General features: G+C 44.4%; 19 protein-coding genes. 7 read left to right on the top strand and 12 right to left on the bottom strand.

Features of this window, described 5'->3' with window-relative positions; all coding sequences use genetic code 11:
- Positions 1-74: 74 nt before the first annotated feature.
- The 6 genes from NNX04_RS01005 to NNX04_RS00980 all read left to right on the top strand — a co-directional run bounded on the left by NNX04_RS01005 (position 75) and on the right by NNX04_RS00980 (position 6,481).
- Positions 75-302: a hypothetical protein gene (locus NNX04_RS01005; protein ID WP_007642161.1), complete on the top strand. Its 228-nt coding sequence runs from the start codon at positions 75-77 to the stop codon at positions 300-302.
- A gap of 141 nt (positions 303-443) precedes the next feature.
- The gene (locus tag NNX04_RS01000; RefSeq protein WP_261947196.1) at positions 444-839 is read left to right on the top strand and encodes a GtrA family protein; all 396 of its coding nucleotides are present in this window, start codon (positions 444-446) and stop codon (positions 837-839) included.
- A gap of 1 nt (position 840) precedes the next feature.
- A complete protein-coding gene (locus NNX04_RS00995) occupies positions 841-1,797 on the top strand; it encodes a glycosyltransferase family 2 protein (RefSeq protein WP_040391831.1) in 957 nt (318 codons plus the stop codon).
- A gap of 28 nt (positions 1,798-1,825) precedes the next feature.
- The gene (locus tag NNX04_RS00990; RefSeq protein ID WP_007642164.1) at positions 1,826-3,676 is read left to right on the top strand and encodes an NPCBM/NEW2 domain-containing protein; all 1,851 of its coding nucleotides are present in this window, start codon (positions 1,826-1,828) and stop codon (positions 3,674-3,676) included.
- A 61-nt stretch (positions 3,677-3,737) separates the two neighbouring features.
- On the top strand, positions 3,738-4,709 hold the full coding sequence (locus NNX04_RS00985; RefSeq protein ID WP_040391832.1) for a glycosyltransferase family 2 protein: 972 nt from the start codon (positions 3,738-3,740) through the stop codon (positions 4,707-4,709).
- A 2-nt stretch (positions 4,710-4,711) separates the two neighbouring features.
- Positions 4,712-6,481 (top strand): ArnT family glycosyltransferase, encoded by a 1,770-nt coding sequence (locus NNX04_RS00980; protein ID WP_007642166.1) that lies wholly within the window; start codon positions 4,712-4,714, stop codon positions 6,479-6,481.
- Between the two features lie 25 nt (positions 6,482-6,506).
- On the opposite strand, the gene NNX04_RS00975 is transcribed toward NNX04_RS00980, so the two are convergent.
- The 3 genes from NNX04_RS00975 to NNX04_RS00965 form a co-directional block, all read right to left on the bottom strand.
- The gene (locus NNX04_RS00975) at positions 6,507-7,895 is read right to left on the bottom strand and encodes an MATE family efflux transporter (protein WP_261947195.1); all 1,389 of its coding nucleotides are present in this window, start codon (positions 7,893-7,895) and stop codon (positions 6,507-6,509) included.
- A gap of 114 nt (positions 7,896-8,009) precedes the next feature.
- A complete protein-coding gene (locus NNX04_RS00970; RefSeq protein WP_261947194.1) occupies positions 8,010-10,508 on the bottom strand; it encodes an ABC transporter permease in 2,499 nt (832 codons plus the stop codon).
- A 5-nt stretch (positions 10,509-10,513) separates the two neighbouring features.
- Positions 10,514-11,197 (bottom strand): ABC transporter ATP-binding protein, encoded by a 684-nt coding sequence (locus NNX04_RS00965; protein WP_261947193.1) that lies wholly within the window; start codon positions 11,195-11,197, stop codon positions 10,514-10,516.
- Between the two features lie 20 nt (positions 11,198-11,217).
- Between NNX04_RS00965 and NNX04_RS00960 the strand changes: the two genes are divergently transcribed.
- Complete coding sequence (locus NNX04_RS00960) at positions 11,218-11,922, top strand: arylesterase (RefSeq protein WP_261947192.1); 705 nt, start codon at positions 11,218-11,220, stop codon at positions 11,920-11,922.
- A 33-nt stretch (positions 11,923-11,955) separates the two neighbouring features.
- Here NNX04_RS00960 and recJ read toward each other — a convergent pair whose 3' ends face one another.
- From recJ to rpsP, 9 genes are all read right to left on the bottom strand, one after another.
- On the bottom strand, positions 11,956-13,692 hold the full coding sequence (gene recJ, locus NNX04_RS00955) for a single-stranded-DNA-specific exonuclease RecJ (protein ID WP_261947191.1): 1,737 nt from the start codon (positions 13,690-13,692) through the stop codon (positions 11,956-11,958).
- 105 nt (positions 13,693-13,797) lie between these two features.
- On the bottom strand, positions 13,798-15,195 hold the full coding sequence (gene thrC, locus NNX04_RS00950; RefSeq protein ID WP_261947190.1) for a threonine synthase: 1,398 nt from the start codon (positions 15,193-15,195) through the stop codon (positions 13,798-13,800).
- Between the two features lie 15 nt (positions 15,196-15,210).
- A complete protein-coding gene (locus NNX04_RS00945) occupies positions 15,211-16,515 on the bottom strand; it encodes a homoserine dehydrogenase (protein WP_261947189.1) in 1,305 nt (434 codons plus the stop codon).
- Between the two features lie 145 nt (positions 16,516-16,660).
- Positions 16,661-17,458, bottom strand: a complete 798-nt coding sequence (locus tag NNX04_RS00940) for a DsbC family protein (RefSeq protein ID WP_007642179.1) — start codon at positions 17,456-17,458, stop codon at positions 16,661-16,663.
- 57 nt (positions 17,459-17,515) lie between these two features.
- Positions 17,516-18,436 (bottom strand): site-specific tyrosine recombinase XerD, encoded by a 921-nt coding sequence (xerD, locus tag NNX04_RS00935; protein WP_007642186.1) that lies wholly within the window; start codon positions 18,434-18,436, stop codon positions 17,516-17,518.
- A gap of 168 nt (positions 18,437-18,604) precedes the next feature.
- Entirely contained in the window at positions 18,605-18,961 is a 357-nt protein-coding gene (rplS, locus tag NNX04_RS00930) for a 50S ribosomal protein L19 (RefSeq protein ID WP_255321701.1), read from the bottom strand.
- Between the two features lie 4 nt (positions 18,962-18,965).
- Entirely contained in the window at positions 18,966-19,703 is a 738-nt protein-coding gene (gene trmD / locus NNX04_RS00925) for a tRNA (guanosine(37)-N1)-methyltransferase TrmD (RefSeq protein WP_007642188.1), read from the bottom strand.
- Between the two features lie 96 nt (positions 19,704-19,799).
- A complete protein-coding gene (gene rimM / locus NNX04_RS00920) occupies positions 19,800-20,336 on the bottom strand; it encodes a ribosome maturation factor RimM (protein ID WP_261947188.1) in 537 nt (178 codons plus the stop codon).
- Between the two features lie 33 nt (positions 20,337-20,369).
- The gene (rpsP, locus tag NNX04_RS00915) at positions 20,370-20,618 is read right to left on the bottom strand and encodes a 30S ribosomal protein S16 (RefSeq protein ID WP_007642190.1); all 249 of its coding nucleotides are present in this window, start codon (positions 20,616-20,618) and stop codon (positions 20,370-20,372) included.
- Positions 20,619-20,684 lie beyond the last annotated feature (66 nt).

Here is a 20,684-nt window from a genome sequence, read left to right as displayed (position 1 = left end):
CAAATAGATTTAATAATACAAAATTGGAATCACAAACTGCTGTTTTTCTCCTTACTCAAACGCGGAAACAAGCAATGGAATACCTCGACATTAACCATGCCGAATGGCAGAAAATGTGGGATGAGTTGGCCAGTTACCGCCTGAATGAGGGTGACCCACTGTGCGTAAATGATGGCCATTGCTGGGAGTACATGGGGTCTACTGCGCATCATCACCATTTACGCCACGCCTGTCACCCCTTAACTAACAAGCCTGAATATATCTATATCGAGCGTATGGGCGCAGCTTTACGCTGGGCCTAGAGCAGCGTCACCCAACATGGAAAAGAATTCTATTTGAGACCGTGCAATTCACATCCTTTCCTGTGCAAAAATGTGTTAATGTTCGGGCGCTTTTTAACTGCGCGCGCGCATTAACCTCAAAAATATAATGTAAAAATAACAATGAAACGCTTCGCTCTATTCGTTGGCATTGGAGGGATCTCCAGTCTTATTCAATTCCTTCTACTTATTATTTTTATTGAAACAAAACTGTTAACAGAGGTTTTTGCTTCAGCTGCCGGATATGTGTTGTCATCGTTATTCAACTACTGGGCAAACTACCATTTCACTTTCAAGAGCAGCCGAAGCCACTCAGAGACTTTCCCTCGATTTGTTATTGCAGTGTGCATAGGCTTGTTTTGCAATACAGTATTGTTTGCCGCCTTTTTATGGCTGTTTGACAACTACTTGCCTATTCCCTGGGTTGAAAATTATTTAGTGGCGCAATTCATCGCAACAGGCATTACTGTATTTATTAACTTCGCGGTTCAAAAAATCTGGATATACAGGAATCACTAACATGACTGCATTCATTCCGTCTCTTGCAATCGTCATACCCTGTTACAACGAAGAAGAAATGCTCCCCAAAACATTGGCAACCATGCTCGCATTACGCGATGGGATGATTGCGCGCGGAAAAATTAATGACAAATCCAAAATTTATTTGGTCGATGATGGCAGCAAGGATAAAACCTGGGAAATACTCGCACGAGAAGCTGCACAAAACTCCGCATTAGTAGGGGTTAAACTTTCGCGTAACAAAGGTCATCAGAATGCGCTTTATGCTGGACTATGCACCACCACAGAAGACATCACCGTCAGCATAGATGCAGACCTGCAAGACGACCCGCAAAACATTGAAGCCATGGTAGATGAATACCTGAAAGGCAATGATGTGGTTTATGGTGTACGTTCGGCTCGCAACACCGACACATTTTTCAAGCGTTTTACCGCTGAAGGCTATTACCATTTAATGAAAAAAATGGGGGTAGATCTAGTCTTCAATCATGCCGACTTCCGCTTACTCTCACGTCGCGCCCTGGAATCACTCAAAGAATACGATGAGTCCAATTTGTTTTTACGTGGCATAGTACGTGAAGTAGGCTACCCCTCATCGGTAGTGGAATATGAACGCCAAGCGCGCGAAGCCGGCGAAAGCAAATACCCATTGAAAAAAATGCTCTCTTTTGCATGGAAAGGTATTACTGCATTTTCTACGGCGCCACTGCGCATGATCACAGTGCTGGGATTGGTATCAGGCTTTGCATCATTCACATTAATTGCTTGGGTACTGGCAATTCGTTTTTTTACCGATAATGCCACGCCGGGCTGGGCATCTGTACTTCTGCCATTATTATTTATTGGCAGTGTGCAGCTTTTATGTCTTGGAGTAATTGGCGAGTATCTTTCAAAAATTTACGAAGAAGTAAAAAGAAGACCAAAATTTCATATTAGTGAAATTATTAAAAAGGATTAATTCAACATAACCGGTATAAATTAACGTTATGAACGCTCAAGAATCCAACAATAACAGCCCAGCAATCGAACCAATTAACGGCCTCTCACTATTTTCGCACGCCACCACACAGCCTCCGGCGAGCATACTGCAAACCTATTTAGTATTCGTGGTTATACTCAATTTCAGCTTATTATTTTTAAAAGGCTACAGTCAGGATTTAGGCTATTGGCAAGATTGGGTAAGTCAATTATCTAATAATGGCTACGATGGTTTTAATGGCAACTACCCTCCTGTGTATATTCACTGGCTATACTTGGTTGGAAAATTTTACAATCTGACGGCAATACCACTTGAACACAATGATCTTTTAAAATTCTTAACACAAATTCCAGTCACAATATGCCACTGTTTATTAACGATTGTGATTTTTCGCCAATTACAAACCACCAAAGCAAAACCGGCACTATTACAAGCAGTAATGGTACTTACCGTTTTTAACCCAGCGATTTTGGTGAACGGCCCTATTTGGGGGCAAGTGGATCTTGTTCCTGCTGTGATGGTGTATTGCAGTTTGGTTGCAGCCAGCAGCTGGCGCTATGCACATTTGGCAATTCCACTCTTTACCCTGGCATTGCTAACTAAATTCCAAACAATTGCCTTTGCACCTGTTTTTGGTTTTTTATTTTTTAATAAAATTCGCCAACACTTACTTGGCATTTTGATTGCCGTGGCTCTTGGTGTATTAATATTTTTACCGTCAATTATCGCCGGACATTTCTGGCAATCCTTCCGCCAAGCCTATATTGATACGCTAGGCCAATACCCAATGACTACGTTTAATGCCGCAAACTTGTGGATTCTGCTCACGGGAAATACCGTACCAGACAATATTATTTTGTTCGGTGTACCGCAGGATTCAATCTGGGCGCGTATCTTTATGGCAAAGTATTTTGGAATGCTATTGTTTTCAATAGTTTCACTCCTTATATTCATTCATGGTGTTTATTTTTTAATAAAAAACAAATTGTATGTAGGTAGTAATCAATTATTAAGTTATTCGCTTTTTGCGGCAACTATATGTGCCCTGGCATTTTTCACGCTACTGCCTGCCATGCATGAACGATATCTATTTCCTGCTACCGTTATGGCATTGGGTTATTGCGCAACTGCGCGTCAAAAAATATTCTATCCTGCGCTGATTAGTATTGCTTGTGCGCTGAATATGCTAATCATTCTGGAGATCAACGGCTCAAACATTTGGCTTGGTTTATCGTGGTTAACCGTTGGAATACTAATAATTGCCTTAACAGACCAACTGACGAATCATCAACTATTTACAAACCTTCAACACACTCTCAAATACAGTTATCGAATTCCATTTTTGGGACTGTGGTTTTTTGTGGTGGCGACCGGGCTGATGATGACCTATTTATACGACCGGTATCATATTCATCAAATTGAGTTGACAGAAAAACAGGTTCTGTTAACCAATTTACCATTGGTTTATGCCCGCCAAGACCACGGCACCATGGCCGTTAACCGTAGCTTTGACGGCAACAAACTGTCTGTCGCTAATCGCAGATATGCCCAAGGTATAGGCACCCATGCCAACTCTGACATTCAATATCAATTACCAGACAACGCTGAAATATTTAGCTTTATGGTTGCACTCGATGATGAGGTGGGCACTGCAGATGTTCAGTTTTCGGTGTGGGGCGATGGAAAATTACTCTGGCAATCAACCATTATTTATGGATATGAACGATATCGCCCCACACATGAAATAGATGTGCGTGGAGTAAAAATACTAAATTTGAAAGTATCTTCGTTAAAAGACGAAAGATGGGATCATGCCAACTGGATAAACACAGTCATTACAGTCACGCCAAATAATTAACGACTAAAAAACATAAAATTCATTTATTTTGCATAAAAATATTTTAAAAATGAGAATAAAAATGACCCAAAAAACTCTGTCTGTAATCATTCCGGTGTTCAATGAAAGCGAAATGATTCAAAAAAATATAGAGCGAGTCACAACAATTTTAAAAAACAGCAAAATCAATTATGAATTAATCCTAATTGATGATGGTTCAAAAGATAGTTCTTGGAGCAAAATCAAAGATAGCGCTCAGATGATACCCGGAATAAAGGCAATAAAGCTAAGCCGAAATTTTGGAAAAGAAAGTGCACTTTGTGCAGGCTTGGACCTAGCTACCGGCGACTGCTGTGTTTGTATAGACGCAGACATGCAACACCCTCCCGAAATAATTCCGCAGATGTACCAGCTATGGGAAAATGAAGGCTACGATATTGTCGAAGGAGTTAAAAAAAATAGAGGCAAAGAAAGTTTAAGATATAAAGTAAGCGCTGGAATATTTTACAAAATCCTTCACAAAACCTCGGGAATAGATTTAAACAATGCCTCAGACTTTAGGTTGCTTGACCGAAAAGCCATCAATGCATGGAAGGCCATGCCAGAAAAGCAAACCTTCTTTCGAGGAATGTCTAGCTGGATCGGATTTTCCCGAGCTCAAGTGGAGTTTATTGTTGCAGAACGCGAAGCTGGCGAATCCAAATGGTCATTTATTAGCCTAGTAAAGCTTGCAATAAAAGGAGTTACGTCTTACACAGCAGCACCTTTGTATGCATCAGCTTTTTTAGGTTTTGGCCTTTTGATTGCCTTCGTATTCCTACTTGGTCAAACATTAGTAATGAAAATTTTGGGTTATGCTGCGAGCGGCTTCACTACAGTAATAGCACTTCAATTGGTTATAGGTGGAACACTTATGATGTCCGTTGGTGTTATTGGAATTTATATCGAAAAAATTTATGAAGAAGTAAAAGCACGACCTCGGTATATCATTGAAAACATGGAAGATCGTCTAATCCCAAATAATAATGAAAAGCGTCATTCTGACGGAGAATAAAAATGATTTTTGAAACTATATTTATCGGTTTTACACTTGCCACAGTGATATTCGCTCTCATAATTCGACTCACTTACCAACCAAACCATCCCCATCCAAGTAATAAATTAAAATTTAGTTTTTTCAGCTCAATTAGTAATTGGAGCTCCGTAAACTATCAAAATTTTTTCCTGACAATTATAGCAATAGTAGCAATTATTGTTAGGTCATGGGATTTTGGTGTTATACCTGGTGGATTCAATCAAGATGGCGCGATGGCAGCGGTAGATGCAAAAGCCCTTGCTGATTACGGAACCGATCGCTTCGGTATGTCCTTACCTGTACATTTCACAGCTTGGGGCTACGGACAAATGAGCGTACTGCTCTCGTACCTCATGGTTCCCTTTATAAAAATCGGAGGGCTCAACGAAGTTACCGCCAGACTCCCACTACTCATCGTCAGCCTTTTTGGTCTCTTAGCTTTATATGGTTTTATTAAAGATTCATTTGGCCGAACAACAGCTGTAGTTGTGTTGTTTTTGGCAGCGATCAATCCTTGGCATATTATGCAAAGCCGGTGGGCTTTAGACTGCAATCTATTTCCTCATTTTTTTATTATAGGTTGCTATTTTCTCAACAAAGGAGTGGATAAAAGATACAACCTTTATTTTGCAATGTTTGCATTCTCATTATGCATGTATAGCTATGGCATTGCGTTTCTAACTGTACCTATCTTTTTATTTTCCGTCGCACTTTACGCGCTTATAAAGCGAATTTTTCACTTCAAAGATATAATTATCAGCATTTTTATCTATTCTCTTCTTTCAGCTCCAATTTGGCTGGTGATGATTATTAATTACTTGAAATTACCCACCATTCAATTTCTCTCCATAACAATGCCATTCTTTCCAGAAAGTGTAAGATCAGGAGACATTCTCTTTTTCTCTTCCGATTTATGGGCACAATTGGGAACGAATTATAACAGCCTTTTAAATACAGTAATCCTTCAGAATCCTGACGCGCCATGGAACGCGTTAGATAAATTTGGAACCCAATATCTATTCTCCCTACCATTTGTTGTCTTGGGTTTGGCATACTTAATCGTAAAAATTATTTCTAACCAAGACGAATCAAACACAAATCCAACCATCAAGCTTGGCCCTTTTATCATCCTCGCAGGTTTAGGCATAGGGTTGTGGACAGGCATAGTCATAGCCTCAGTGAACATTAACCGCATCAATATAATCTATTATTTTATGATTATTTTTGCAGGTTTGGGGCTAACGCTTACTTTGAGATGGTTTAGATCTGGCTTTATTATAAGCGGATTAATTTATGCCTCCTTCTTCTGTTTATTCTGTAATTACTATTTCAATATATGGTCAAAAGAAATAGGGAAATATTTTTTTGAAGGAATGGGAAAAGCACTACAACAAGCTTACAAAATTAATTCCCCTAGATACTATATTACTGTAAATAGCCAATATAATGGTTCGAAGAATGTCAGCGAAATTCTTACATTATTTCACCATAAAATTGACGCCAGATATTTTCAAGGAACAAACGCCTTACAAAGTAACAAAACCATTGGCTTAGCTACAGCCTCACTAGATCAAGGTGAAATCCCATATTTGCAACGTTATAGATATGTCAACCCTGGTGATATGATCATCAACCCCGAAGAAAATGCTGTTTATGTGGTTAATAGCCAAGAAAAACGATTTTTTGATGCTAAACGGTTTACATTTATTGATTTTGATGGATTTACGTTAATAACCCCCCGGAATCAATAAATACTTCAAACTTCTCACACCAGACCTAGCGGAAATCTGCCGCGCGCGCTTCGCGCGCTGCAATTCCAGTATGCATCCATTTCCCCTGCTTCCAGCGCCAACCTTTTATTAGGGCACGCAATAACTCATCAAGTATGGCTGCTATTAATAATCCATAAAGCCCAAACCCCAAGGGTATAGCCAATGCATAAGCAAGCGGGACAGAGAACAGCCAAATTACTGCAATACTGGAAACCGACGTAAAAGTTGCATCACCCGCACAGCGCAAGGCACCTCCCACAACAATATTTACCGTACGCCATGGCTCGGCCAAAAAACTCAATACAAATGCCCATACACCGATCGCAATAACCTCTGGATCATTGCTAAACATTTTCAAAATAGATTGATTGAATACCAACCACATAAGCGCCAAGGTTGTGGTGCCTATAAGTGCTATTTTCAAACTCTGCTTTAGTTGCTTATCAACCAAATCGAATTCTTTGCGCCCTACTCGCTGAGCAATAATGGCTTCGGTCGCCATGCCTAGTGCAATGGAAATCATTAAACAAAAGAGAAACGTATTGTAGGCATAGACTTTTACTTTTAACGCGAGATCGCCCACCTCCGCTGCGATCCAGTTAAGTGCAATCATATAAGCCTGAAATGACATAGGTTCAAGTACAGAGGGGGCGGCAATCATAAGTACAGGAGCCATTAGTACTGAAAAGTTTTTCCAGCCCTCATGTAGCGGGATATGAATACGCAACTTGAAATGCACAATCACAACGACAAATAATAAACTCGCCCCTGCTGCAATAATACTGGCAATAGCAACACCCACAACACCGCTAGGCGGAATCCCCATAAACCCATACACCGCAATCGCATTGCCGATTATATTCACTCCAAATAAAATAATATTGCTGTAGGTGTTCCATTGCGGCTCACCATATATATTCAAAATTGTTTGATAGATAACACGGCAACCCCACAGCGCCACCATCCACCCAATAATCGACAAGTAGGTGCGCGCGTGCTGCTCGACCTCACCGCTTAATGACATAGCAGTGGCAACCCATGGGCCGCCATGGTTCACCGCTAATGCGGCGATTAAGGCAAGTACCACAACAAAAATTGCATAGGCAGCGATAGTGGCATTGCCGCGAAGGTAATCATTCGCCCCGATACGCTGGCTTGCGATGCTAGCACCAGCAAACGCGCTCACAATTAAAAAAGCATTAGCCACAAACACCAGAGGCGTGATTGCACCAACAGCCGCCGCTGCACTATCTGAAATGCGACTGAGAAAATACATATCGATCAGCGGAATCGTGTAAGTCACTGCCTGATCGAGAAACATAGGGCGACTCATGCCCCAAATGCCTTTATCTAATACTCGGCTTTGCGGCATGGGTTTATGTGCAGGTTTCATAGTGATTAACTACAAGAGATGTACGTAAATAGCTAAACCCGGCACACCGGGTTTAGAGTTGAAGTAACTATTGTATGACGCGCGTTGTTGCAGAGTATTACCAGAAAACAATCATTACGCCGCTTCACGCAGAACGACTGCCGGTGGTGTTGTAACTGTGTGGCGGCAACAAATATAGCCCAATGCTGAAACAAATACCGCGCCACTCAGCGGCGATATCAACCAGTAAATATAGTGGGGCTGCATCGGAGTTTCCAGAACGAAAGTCTGCAGGCTAATTAATAATATTTCGGTACCAATAATAGCAATCAGCCCTGCCAGAAAACCGAGTATGGCGAACTCCGCACAAATACTGCCCACAATCATACTCCGGGGGCTACCCAAGGCTCGCAACAATCCTGCCTGCTGTTTACGCGCAGCAATACTCCCCATCACTGCCGCAAGCAACACCAAACAGCCGCCGATCAGCGTTAACCAGAGCACCAGTAAAACACCATCACTTACCTGATTAATGATACTGCGGATTTGGCCAATAATGCGATCCAACTCCATCACCAAAATAGTGGGGTGATCCAACAACAACTTGTTAATGACCGACTTCTGATCGGCTGGCAAATAAATACTGGTGATAAACGTTGGTGAATAGGCATCTAATGACCCTGGCTCAAAAATGAAAAAGAAGTTGGGCCTCATGCTGCGCCAATCCAAACTACGAAAACTGGCAACTTCTGCGTCGAGCAATAATCCACCAAATGAAAACTGTAATTTATCGCCGATGTTTAGCCCTATTTCTTTAGCGGTATCCACTTCTACTGACACACCCGGCAAATTAGCTGCACTGCGCTGCCATTTATCCCACCACAAACCAGTGATAATTTTATTATCCTCTGCCAAAGTGTCTGACCAAGTGACATTTAATTCACGCCGCAATGCGTTTGCAACCGAGCGCTGCTCCTCTGTTGTTTCTACGCCGTTGATATGAGTCAAGCGCGCACGCATCATTGGGTAAAGTGGTTCGGGGCGAACCTGATTTTCAGCCAGAATAGCTTGCACATCTTGCAATTCAGCAGGGGGAATATTGACGAGAAAATGATTGGGCGCTTCATCTGGTACTTGCACCTTCCACTCCTCAATCAAGGAGGTGCGTACAATCGTTAGTGTAAACAACAGCATAATCGCAATAGAAAACACCAAAATCTGTATCAGGCTTTGGCCACGCTGACGCTGCAAATTGGCAAATGCCAAACGCCAGAAACCACCCAAGTGCAATACCATTTTTTTACTCAGCAACAACAACCCATAAGCCGCGGCAATGGTAATAAGAATCACGGCCAGCAATGCGCCGCTAATACTTAACGCCAACTCGATATCACGACTAAATAAAATTACCAACACCAATACAGCCAACAGTGCAAGCAATGCTTGCAACCAAATCTGCGGCATGTTGACCGCTAATTCACGGCGAAGAATTTTGAGCGGCGGGATGGTTGGTAAATGCCAAAGCGCAGGCAATGCAAAAAAAACCAAACACAATATTCCGCTAAAAAAACTCAACCCATAAGGATAAAAATTTGCCGCACCCAAGCGTATTTGATAAACCTGCTGCAGACTGACAGCTACAGAGCGTTGCAAAAACTCGCCAATAAATAAACCAATCAGCGACGCGATAATGCCAAGGAAAATAAGCTGTGACACATAAAGTGAACGAATACGACCGGCACTCGCACCGAGACTTTTCATAAGCGCCACTTGATCAGTATGGCGCGCCGAAAACTGGCGCGCGGTTATTGCAATCGCAACTCCCGCCAGCAATACCGCAATAACCGCCGATAGCAATAAAAATTGGCGGCTAGTATCTAATGTACGCCCCACCCGTTCTTGAGCGGAGTTAATATCCACCAGTCGTTGATGTTTACTTAGCTGCGGTTTTAAATCATCAATAAAACTTTTTAAGCGATTGTTATCATCCGAGGCAACCAACCATTGATAGTCAACCCGGCTTCCCGGCTGCACAACTTGAGTTTTTTCCAAATCGGCAATGTTCATTATCAGCCGCGCACCAGTCATGCTAAATGGATTGGCACTGTCAGGCTCACGAATCAAAACACGGGTAATACGCAAGTCGTATTCGCCTACTGCAACCTTATCACCCAATTCAATTTTTAATAGCGGTAATAAACGTGAATCAACCCAAGCTTCGCCAGGATCCGGAATTGCACTGGCAACTTCAATATCAGCAGAATTCATCGCAAATGGAATTTTGCTAACTTCAAATTGACCACGCAGTGGGTAACCTTGATCTACCGCTTTTACCGACGCAAGATGCATTTCATCGCCAGCAAATACCATAGACGAAAATAATGCCGAACGAGTGTGTTTAATCTCTGCCTGTTCCGCAACAGTATTCCAAGCGTTGTCGTGTGGTTTAGAGCCACGCACAATGTAATCTGCACCCAGCACACTATTACTTTCACTGATCAAGGTGGTTTCCAGTCTATCAGTAAAAATAGCGATGCCACTCAAGACTGCAACGGCGAGCATTAATGAAAACCCTAAGAGTTTTAATTCGCCGCTACGCCAGTTACGTCGTAATAAATTAATTGCCAATTTCATCGCTATTACTCCCGTCCGGAAACCAAAGCACCGGCCGCCAATTCAATACGACTTTGACACAACTGCGCCAAACGCTCCTCGTGGGTGATAAAAACCAGCGTCGTTCCCTGCGCACTATTCAAGTCAAATAATAGTTCGATAATACGTGCACCAGTTGCGCTGTCCAAATTTCCGGTTGGCTCATCGGCAAATAACACTTTAGGCTCACTCGCAAAAGCACGGGCAATTGCCACCCGCTGCTGCTCACCACCCGACAACTGTTGCGGGTAATGTTGCAATCGCTGCTCCAGACCAACACGCTGCAAGAACTCGCGTGCTTTACTACTTGCCGCTTTATCGCCGCGCAGCTCCAGCGGCAGCATTACATTTTCATGAGCACTTAATCCGGGCAATAACTGAAATGATTGAAATATAAATCCCACGTTGCCGGCGCGAACTTTTGCACGCCCTTCCTCGTCTAACAGAGAGAGGTTGTGCCCATTAAGAATTACTTCACCTGTACTCGGCACATCCAAACCGGCAAGAATGCCCAATAAAGTTGACTTACCAGAACCTGAGGCACCGGTTATCGCCAGCGATTCACCAGCATTTACGGTAATTGAGATGGGATGAAGAATCCTTAAGGTTCCTTCTTGCGTATTAACTTCTTTGGTAACTGAATTTGCTTGAACCATAGCAACAGCAGACATAATTAAGTAACCTTTATCCGATGAGTAGTCTGGATGATTGTTTAACCCAGATGAGAGAACGTTCAGAAACACCAATAAGTCCATTCTATGGGCATAGGATTTTGATAACCATGAACAAACTGAAGATTTACCTGTTTTTACTCCTGACAATTGCCATCAGTGATGTGTATGCCCAACAGCCGACTAAAGTTTTGGTCATGGGTGACAGCTTAAGTGCGGGCTATGGCATAGACATTGAGAAAAGCTGGGTCAGCTTGCTTGAAAAAGAATTAACGAAAAAAAATGATGTGCAGATCATTAATGCCAGTGTGAGTGGCGAAACCAGCTCTGGTGGGAACAACCGCTTAGGCGCACTGTTAAATGAACACAAACCGGATATCGTCATATTGGAACTGGGGGGGAATGATGCCCTACGTGGTCAACCGCTAAAACTGCTCGAAAAGAATTTACAAGCCATGATTGATTCCAGTAAAAAAAATAATGCAGAAGTATTACTGACTGGCATGCAAATTCCCCCTAACTACGGAGCGCGCTACAGTAATCAATTTAAAGAGCTTTACCCGAAACTGGCGGAGAAAAATAACATCGCACTGGTGCCATTTTTGCTTGAAGGTATTGGCGGTAGACCAGAGCTGATGCAGCGAGATGGCATTCATCCCACCGCTGAAGCACAACCCATTATCGTAAATAATGTAAAACCAGCACTGGAAAAAATGTTGCAGTAGCTGCTATTCAGCTAGCATAGCTTTCAATGCTTTTTATGGTGCAATAGGCTCAAGATAATCGACCAGCAACTGCAAATTGGATTTACCGCGAAACTCATTGATATCCAATTTAAACGCCGCCCGTACTTTTTGTAGATGGGCATTGGGCCAAAGCGCTGGATCAATATTAAAGGCGATAGCATCAATCAGTTGTTGCCCCTGTACGTCAACCGCAAGCGTCATTTTTAAGTGATTGGCGCCCACCAATTTTTGTTGCAACAGATAAAACTCACCATCAAAGGTTGGCTCAGGAAAATGCTGCCCCCATGGGCCAGCGTCGCGCAACTGACCAGCCAATTGCAGTGAAAAGTCTGGTGCGGTCAATTCACCGTCACTAATAACAATTGCTTGTAAATCGTCATCATCCAAGTGGCGACGAACTTCTGCATCAAACGCTTGGGCAAAATCATCAAAGTGTTCGCGCGACAAACTCATCCCTGCTGCCATTGCATGGCCGCCAAATTTTTGCAACAAATGAGGATGGCGAGCAGCGACTGCATCCAATGCATCACGAATATGAAAACCGGGCACCGAGCGCGCAGAACCTTTAATTTGACCGTCACCAACATCGGCAAAAACAATTGTGGGGCGATGGTATTTATCTTTGATACGCGACGCCAAAATACCAATAACACCTTGATGCCAAGTCTCATCAAATAAACACAAACCCCAAGGCAAACTCGCGGCATCAGCCTGCAAAGTTTTTTGCAGCATGGCCATCGCCTCTTGCTGCATACCTGTTTCAATTGCTTTGCGGTCGCGATTCAGTTCATCCAGCTGTGCTGCCATTTCACGTGCAAGATTTTCGCTCTCGCACATCAAACATTGAATGCCGAGCGACATGTCATCCAAACGCCCCGCCGCATTTAAGCGCGGCCCTAACGCGAAACCAAAATCACTCGCAACCAATTTATGCGCTTGTTTACCCGCGACTTCCAACATAGCTTTTATCCCGGGGCGACAAACTCCGGCGCGAATACGCTGCAAGCCCTGAGCGACCAGAATGCGGTTGTTGTAATCCAATGGCACTACATCCGCGACAGTACCCAGTGCGACCAAATCCAAAAAACTCGCCATATTAGGTTCGGTAAAGCCACTTTCTTCAAACCAACCCATTTGCCGTAACTCGCCTCGCAAGGCATTCATTACATAAAAAATAACGCCAACACCGGCAAGATTTTTACTGGGAAACTCACAACCGGGCTGATTGGGATTCACAATCGCATCGGCATCAGGCAATTCAGCCCCAGGCAAATGGTGATCGGTAACGATTACGGCAATCCCCAATTCACGCGCGGCATTTACACCATCGATACTGGAAATGCCGTTATCCACCGTGATAATAATATCCGGCTGCTGCGCAGCCGCAACGGCAACAATTTCTGGCGTCAAGCCGTAACCATATTCAAAACGATTGGGCACCAGAAAATCCACATCCGGCAAGCCCATGGCTTTTAATGCCAACACCGCCAGTGCACTGCTGGTAGCGCCGTCCGCATCAAAGTCACCCACAATGATTATTTTGGCTTGTGCCACAACGGCATCGGCCAAAATACTTACCGCCTCAGGTAAACCTTTGAAATTAGGCTTATGTAAATTCAACAAGGGATATTGCAGCTCGCGCTCACTCAGCACTCCGCGCGCCGCATAAATACGTTGCAACAAAGGATGTACTGCTGCAGTAAATTCAATAGTGGGCGACAGCTCTCGACGACGGATAGCTTTTTGCATAAGTACTTTTTTAACTCAGATAATTAATTAAAGTTTGATTCGCAACAATAAAAAAACGCCGCAGAGACTGCTCCCTGCGGCGTTTGTTAGCACGATAAATAAAAATTATTTGCGCACATTGGCAGCAACAAACTCTTGCACTTTGGCAAGATCTTGCGGCAATACCGTGTAGCGCTCTTCGCGCTCAAATAAATCTTGCATATGGTGAGGCAATACCGGATCTGCGCCCTGCCCTGCTTTACGTACCGCTTCCGGGAATTTTGCCGGATGTGCTGTAGCCAAAATAACCATCGGAATATCCTGACGACGACGGGTTTTACGCGCCGCATCAACACCAATCGCAGTGTGTGGATCGAGCAAATATTCGGTGCGGTCAAACACCGAGCGAATCACATCGATAGTGACTTCATCGCTCACACCATGGCTGGTGAACAATTCGCGCGCGCGCGCCAATGCTGATTCTTTCAGGGTCATGCTGCCGGATTTAAAATCTTCCATCAGCTGACGAATTGCATTGCCATCGCGGTCATACAAATCAAACAACATACGCTCGAAGTTGCTCGACACCATAATGTCCATACTCGGCGACAAGGTGTGTTGCAATTGGTTTTTGCTGTGATCATTACTGCTAATGCAGCGATGCAAAATATCATTGCTGTTAGTCGCAATCACTAACTGGTCAATGGGCAGTCCCATTTGTTTCGCGAGATAGCCAGCAAAAATATCGCCGAAGTTGCCAGTGGGAACCGAGAAGGCGATAGGACGATGCGGGGCACCCAATGCTAAACCGGCATAAAAGTAATACACGATTTGCGCCATGATACGCGCCCAGTTAATCGAGTTTACGGCAACCAGTTGGCGGCCTTCAGGCAGGAATGATTGATCGCCGAAACTGGCTTTCACCATATTCTGGCAATCATCAAAATTACCTTCGAGCGCGATGTTAAATACATTCGGTGCAAGTACGGTGGTCATCTGGCGACGCTGAACATTCGATACACGATTGTTCGGATGCATGATAAAAATATCAATGTTATCGCAGCGGCGGCAGCCTTCGATTGCAGCCGAACCGGTATCACCGGAGGTTGCGCCCATCACCACTACTTTTTGGTTGCGCTTTTTCAACAAGTGATCAAGCAAGTGACCTAAAAATTGCAGTGCAAAATCTTTGAACGCAAGCGTTGGTCCCTGGAACAATTCCAGAATCCATTCGTTATGACCGGTCTGCACCAACGGCGCGATAGCATCGTGACGGAAAGTCGCGTAGGCATCAGCGATAATTTTTTTGAACTCTTCATCGCTAATTGCACCAGCAATAAAGGGTTTCATCACGTTAAACGCGAGTTCTTGATAAGACAAACCTGCCCAGGAAGCAATTTCTTCTTTGGTAAATTTTGGCAGGGTTTCGGGCACATACAAACCGCCATCAGGTGCGAGGCCGGTGAGTACCACTTCTTCAAAACTGAGTGCAGGCGCTAGGCCGCGGGTGCTTATGTATTTCAAGATTAGGCCCCTTAATTATTTCAATGCTTCAACACGGATGCGCTGTACCGCACCACTAATTGAGTCCAGCGCTTCAATGCTGCGAATCGCTGCAGTGAGCTTTTTGTCTTGCACTTTATTAGTAAGCAAGATGAGCGGCACAGTAGACTCACCCTCTGTTGCCTCACGCTGAATCATCGCTTCAATACTAATACCGGAATCACTCAAAATGGTCGCAATTTTTGACAGTACACCAGGCTTATCCTGCGCCGACATGCGCAGATAATTAGCAGTCTCCACCTCTTCAATAGACAGAATTGGCTGTGCAGACACAAATTCTGCACCGAAGCCTAAATAGGGAACACGGTGTTCCGGGGATGCAGTCAAGGTGCGCGCCACATCGACAATATCACCGACAATTGATGAACCGGTTGGCTCTGCGCCAGCACCGGCCCCGTAATACAAGGTAGCACCCACTGCATCCCCTTTGACCAAAACCGCATTCATCACACCATCAACATTGGCAATCAAACGCTTTTCGGGAATCAGCGTGGGATGAACACGCAACTCAATGCCTTTATCGGTACGACGAGCAATACCAAGGTTTTTAATGCGATATCCCAACTCTTCTGCATAAGTTACATCTTCGGTGGCAATCTTGGTGATACCCTCGGTGAATACCTTGTTAATTTCCAAAGGAATACCAAACGCGAGCGACGCCAGAATCACCAACTTATGTGCCGCATCGATCCCCTCAACATCAAAGGTAGGATCAGCTTCGGCATAACCCAATGCCTGGGCTTCAGCAAGCACATCTTCAAAGGAGCGACCTTTGTCACGCATCTCTGTAAGAATGAAGTTTCCGGTGCCATTGATGATGCCGGCCAACCATTCGATATTGTTAGCTGCCAAGCCTTCGCGGATTGCTTTGATGATGGGAATACCACCAGCAACAGCCGCCTCAAATGCAACCGTTACACCTTTGGCTTTTGCGGCCGCAAAAATTTCATTTCCATGATGGGCGATGAGCGCCTTGTTGGCAGTGATGATGTGCTTACCGTTTTCAATCGCTTTAAGAATCAAATCCTTAGCAACGGTAGTACCCCCCATGACCTCAACCAGAACATCAACATCCGGGTTGTTGGCCACATCAAATACATCACGTGTCACATTGTATTTTGAGGTATCACAGTTTGGATTATCGCGGCGCGCACCAATTTGTACGATGGTAATGTCGCAACCGGCACGGGCATCAATCAGCGCTTTATTGCGCGTGAGAATATTTACTGTACCACTGCCCACGGTGCCCAGACCGCAGATGCCAATTCTTACCGGTTTCAAGGTGAATTCCTCGTCAAATGCTAGTGAAAATTACGCCAATACTAAAAAAGACGGCCACCATACTCATGGTGGCCGTCAGTGTCAATTGCGCGGTGAAGGCAGGGTAAAAGAAGTCCCGACCGACCTCCAAAATCTCCGCAAGCGCTTATATACCCAAGGTTTTTGCCAACTCCTCTGGCGGCAAATAGCCAGGCATTAACTTACCATCTGGTAAAAATAATGCCGGTGTTCCGTTAACACCTAATTGGCCACCCAACTGGAATTGTTTTGCAACTGGATTATCGCAAGTTGCGTTAGCTACCGTCTGACCTGCCTTCAGTTTTGTCATAGCATCCAGCTTGTCTTTCGCACACCAGGTTGAAACCAACTTATCTGCCGATGGACTGGGAATTCCTGCACGAGGATAAGCCAGATAACGTATCTCTATACCCAGATCGTTATAACCTGGTTTTTCCTGACCACCCTCATTATAAGTATGCATTTGACTGTGCAATTTACGGCAATAACCACAATCAATATCCGTAAAAACATAAACAACTGCTTTGGCCTTACCTTTTGGTTTGAAGTTAATACTGTCTTTTGCACTTAAACTTGCCAGCGCTTTTTTACGCTCCTCAATGACATAAGGATCTTCAATTTTCGAAAAACCTGTCGCATCAATCCCAAAAATCTCACCTGCTATAAACTTGTCACCTTCAGGTGTCACAAACAACAACGGACCACCGGGAACTTGTACTTGATAAAGCCCTTTAATAACAGCAGGACGTGGCTCGCCAAAATTAATGTCGGGACGCGCTTGGCGCAGCTTTTCCAGAATGGTTTCCTCTGTGGTTTTGCGCTTTAAGAGGTCACCTTGAGCAGACGCTAAAGGTATTGCAACAAATGCACCCAGCGAGAAACCAGCCAAGGCGATAAAACCGAGTTTTTTTAATATTTTTATCATCTATATATCTCTTAAAAAAGTGAAAATAATATGAGGTTAAACCACACCTATTATCAGTCAACCGCGCGGATGGTGTTCAGCATGCTGCTGCTTCATACGAACCTTTGCGATATGGGTATAAATTTGGGTCGTTGATAGATCGCTATGACCGAGCAGCAACTGTACCACACGCAAATCCGCCCCGTGATTCAATAAATGTGTCGCAAAAGCATGGCGCAGGGTATGAGGGGACAAATCTTTTTGAATTCCAGCAACCATCGCCCAATGTTTGATGCGATACCAAAAGGTCTGACGCGTCATAGGCTGCGCACGCGTACTAGGGAATACTATCTCATCAGGCACATTATTCAGCAACACAGGTCGCGCTTCTCGTAAATAGCGAGCCAACCATGCAGAAGCTTCCTCCCCCATCGGGATTAATCGCTCCTTGCTACCCTTACCCAATACCCTAATCACATTTTGGCGAAGGTTAATCTGTGACATCGTCAAATCTACCAGTTCACTAACACGCAAACCACACGCATAAAGCACTTCAAGCATAGTGCGGTCGCGCAGACCAACAGGGTCACCAAGGTCAGGCGCAGCCAGCAATGCTTCGACATCAGCTTCACTCAAAGATTTCGGCAAAGAACGCGATAATTTAGGATTATCAATAAGCGTTAATGGATTTTCTGCCACTTTATTTTCGCGCAACAAATACCGATAAAACCCACGCACACAAGATAGAAAACGAGCCGCTGTGCGACTGGATAAATTCGCCTGTAAGCGCTCACCCAAATACTGCTGCACTAACATGGTATTTACACCGACCAGATCAGCCCCCACGTTTGATAACCAAGAAGCAAATTGCTCAAGATCGCGTCGGTACGATTCCTGAGTATTGCCACTCAATCCTTTTTCCATCCAAATAGCATCTAGATACTCCGCTATCAATTGGGTATCTGCCCCAGATATTTCTGCTTTAACTCCATCACTCATATTCCGACACCACACACCGAAGCACTTTCTTAAAGGACTGTAACGGTTTAAATGATCTCCAGCAACTAATAACATGCCCATAAAAATGCAAAAAGCCGGAACAGTTTCCTGTCCGGCTTTTTACGTACGATGTATTTAACCCACAGGCTAAGTGCACCGCAATAAATCTTATACCAGCTTCTCTTTGATACGAGCAGCCTTACCAGTAAGGTCACGCAGGTAGTAAAGTTTGGCTTGACGCACATCACCACGACGCTTCAGGGTTACGCTGTCGATCATCGGGCTGTGAGTTTGGAAGGTACGTTCAACACCTACACCGTGAGAAATTTTACGCACAGTGAATGCAGAGTTAAGACCACGGTTACGAATGGCAATTACAACACCTTCGTAAGCCTGTACACGCTCGCGATCACCTTCTTTTACTTTCACGTTTACAACAACAGTGTCGCCTGGTGAAAACTCGGTGAGATTTGCTTTCAGTTGTTCGTTTTCCAACGCCTGAATAATTGGGTTACTCATTGATATTCTCCTAAGAGTCTATAGCTTCACAGCTAGAGTTTGTCGTATCAAGGTCACGACGATATTCCGTCAACAGCTTATGCTGCTCCTCGGTTAAATTTATTGCACGCAATAAATCGGGCCTTCTCAGCCACGTTCGCCCTAACGCTTGTTTCAAGCGCCAGCGCCGAATCAGTTCGTGATTACCGGATACCAACACCTCCGGCACACGCATTCCTTCAAAATCTTCAGGACGAGTGTAATGGGGGCAATCCAATAAACCATCCGTAAATGAATCTTGCTCTGCTGAAAGTGCGTGCCCAAGAGCACCTGGAATCAGCCGTGTTACTGCATCGATCAGCACCATTGCTGGCAGCTCACCGCCACTTAACACGTAATCACCGATGGACCATTCTTCATCGATAACTGTTTGTATCAATCGCTCATCGATACCTTCGTAACGACCCGCCACCAACACCATATTGCTGTAGCTCGCCAACTCAGCTACACCAGATTGATCCAGCGTGCGTCCTTGGGGTGAGAGATAGATGACTTTTGCATCATCACCTGCCCAAGTTTTGGCGGCAGCTATAGCATCGCGCAGTGGCTGCACCATCATCACCATACCGGGACCGCCACCAAAGGGGCGATCGTCTACCGTTGAATGACGATCATGTGCAAAATCACGCGGAGTTAGTGTTTTTAATTCCACTAAACCTTGCTTGATTGCGCGACTGGTTATCCCAAAACCGGCAATCGCGTTAAACATGTCAGGAAAAATGGAAACAACCGCAATTTTAAGCAATTGACGATTACCCCTCTCGCCTCACAGCGTTTACGCCAAAATTTTGAGTTTTAAGATAATTTAAAACTCAGGATCCCAATCGACCAGCATTTCGCCAGCATCTAGATCAACAGCTAGCACGAACTGCTCGGGAACATAGGGTATCAAACGCTCGCGCTGATCAATACTCTGTGCATCTGCCGCAACAACTAATACATCGTTTGCGCCAGTTTCCATTAATTTGGAAATTACCCCGAGACGCTGAGGCTCACCACTAAACCGGGTAAACACTACCAAACCCTCAAGCTGGCTCCAGTAATACTCACCATCATCTAACTCAGGTAAGAGGTTACGCTCTACTGCAATATCGACTGCAGTGTACTGTGCTGCCAAATCACGATCATCAATACCGACAATATGAGCGACATACGCGTCACCATGAGGTCGGGCCTCATCGATCTCAATTTTTTTAACACCGTGCTTGGTTTTTAAAAACCAGGGCTGGTACTCAAATAAATTATCTTGCGGCTCAGTGTAAGAGTGGATTTTCACCCACCCCTTTACACCATAAACAGCGGTAATTCGCCCAACATTAACTAAATTAGATTCCGCAGACATCAGGCGCCTTCAACTATTTATTTGGCGAGGCAATTAAGCCGCTTTTTTGCTTTCTTTAACCAGCTGTTCAGCGCGTTCAGAGAATTGTGCGCCTTGACCAACCCAGTATTGCAAACGATCCGCATCAATACGCAGACGCTCTTCTTGACCACGAGCAACCGGGTTGAAGAAACCAATGCGCTCAATGAAACGACCATTACGGGCGCTGCGGCTGTTGGTTACGGTCAGATGATAAAAAGGGCGCTTTTTAGAGCCACCACGAGACAGACGAATAGTTACCATTGAGGTCTTCTTCCTGTGTTTACTGGTAAGGGAAAGGCAAGCTTTCCGGTTAAAAATCGTTAGTCG

Origin of the sequence: Cellvibrio sp. QJXJ, assembly GCF_024452345.1 — a bacterium.
Lineage (GTDB): Bacteria > Pseudomonadota > Gammaproteobacteria > Pseudomonadales > Cellvibrionaceae > Cellvibrio.
Note: the sequence above shows the minus strand (reverse complement) of the source record. Positions and strands in the feature narration are given on the sequence as shown.

What these genes read in the sequence shown, in the direction of transcription:
- NNX04_RS01005 (WP_007642161.1), top strand. Translation starts at nt 75, where the DNA reads ATGGAATACCTCGACATTAACCATGCCGAATGGCAGAAAATGTGGGAT.
- NNX04_RS01000 (WP_261947196.1), top strand. Translation starts at nt 444, where the DNA reads ATGAAACGCTTCGCTCTATTCGTTGGCATTGGAGGGATCTCCAGTCTT.
- NNX04_RS00995 (WP_040391831.1), top strand. Translation starts at nt 841, where the DNA reads ATGACTGCATTCATTCCGTCTCTTGCAATCGTCATACCCTGTTACAAC.
- NNX04_RS00990 (WP_007642164.1), top strand. Translation starts at nt 1,826, where the DNA reads ATGAACGCTCAAGAATCCAACAATAACAGCCCAGCAATCGAACCAATT.
- NNX04_RS00985 (WP_040391832.1), top strand. Translation starts at nt 3,738, where the DNA reads ATGACCCAAAAAACTCTGTCTGTAATCATTCCGGTGTTCAATGAAAGC.
- NNX04_RS00980 (WP_007642166.1), top strand. Translation starts at nt 4,712, where the DNA reads ATGATTTTTGAAACTATATTTATCGGTTTTACACTTGCCACAGTGATA.
- NNX04_RS00975 (WP_261947195.1), bottom strand. Translation starts at nt 7,895, where the DNA reads ATGAAACCTGCACATAAACCCATGCCGCAAAGCCGAGTATTAGATAAA.
- NNX04_RS00970 (WP_261947194.1), bottom strand. Translation starts at nt 10,508, where the DNA reads ATGAAATTGGCAATTAATTTATTACGACGTAACTGGCGTAGCGGCGAA.
- NNX04_RS00965 (WP_261947193.1), bottom strand. Translation starts at nt 11,197, where the DNA reads ATGTCTGCTGTTGCTATGGTTCAAGCAAATTCAGTTACCAAAGAAGTT.
- NNX04_RS00960 (WP_261947192.1), top strand. Translation starts at nt 11,218, where the DNA reads ATGAGTAGTCTGGATGATTGTTTAACCCAGATGAGAGAACGTTCAGAA.
- recJ (WP_261947191.1), bottom strand. Translation starts at nt 13,692, where the DNA reads ATGCAAAAAGCTATCCGTCGTCGAGAGCTGTCGCCCACTATTGAATTT.
- NNX04_RS00940 (WP_007642179.1), bottom strand. Translation starts at nt 17,458, where the DNA reads ATGATAAAAATATTAAAAAAACTCGGTTTTATCGCCTTGGCTGGTTTC.
- xerD (WP_007642186.1), bottom strand. Translation starts at nt 18,436, where the DNA reads ATGAGTGATGGAGTTAAAGCAGAAATATCTGGGGCAGATACCCAATTG.
- trmD (WP_007642188.1), bottom strand. Translation starts at nt 19,703, where the DNA reads ATGTTTAACGCGATTGCCGGTTTTGGGATAACCAGTCGCGCAATCAAG.
- rimM (WP_261947188.1), bottom strand. Translation starts at nt 20,336, where the DNA reads ATGTCTGCGGAATCTAATTTAGTTAATGTTGGGCGAATTACCGCTGTT.
- rpsP (WP_007642190.1), bottom strand. Translation starts at nt 20,618, where the DNA reads ATGGTAACTATTCGTCTGTCTCGTGGTGGCTCTAAAAAGCGCCCTTTT.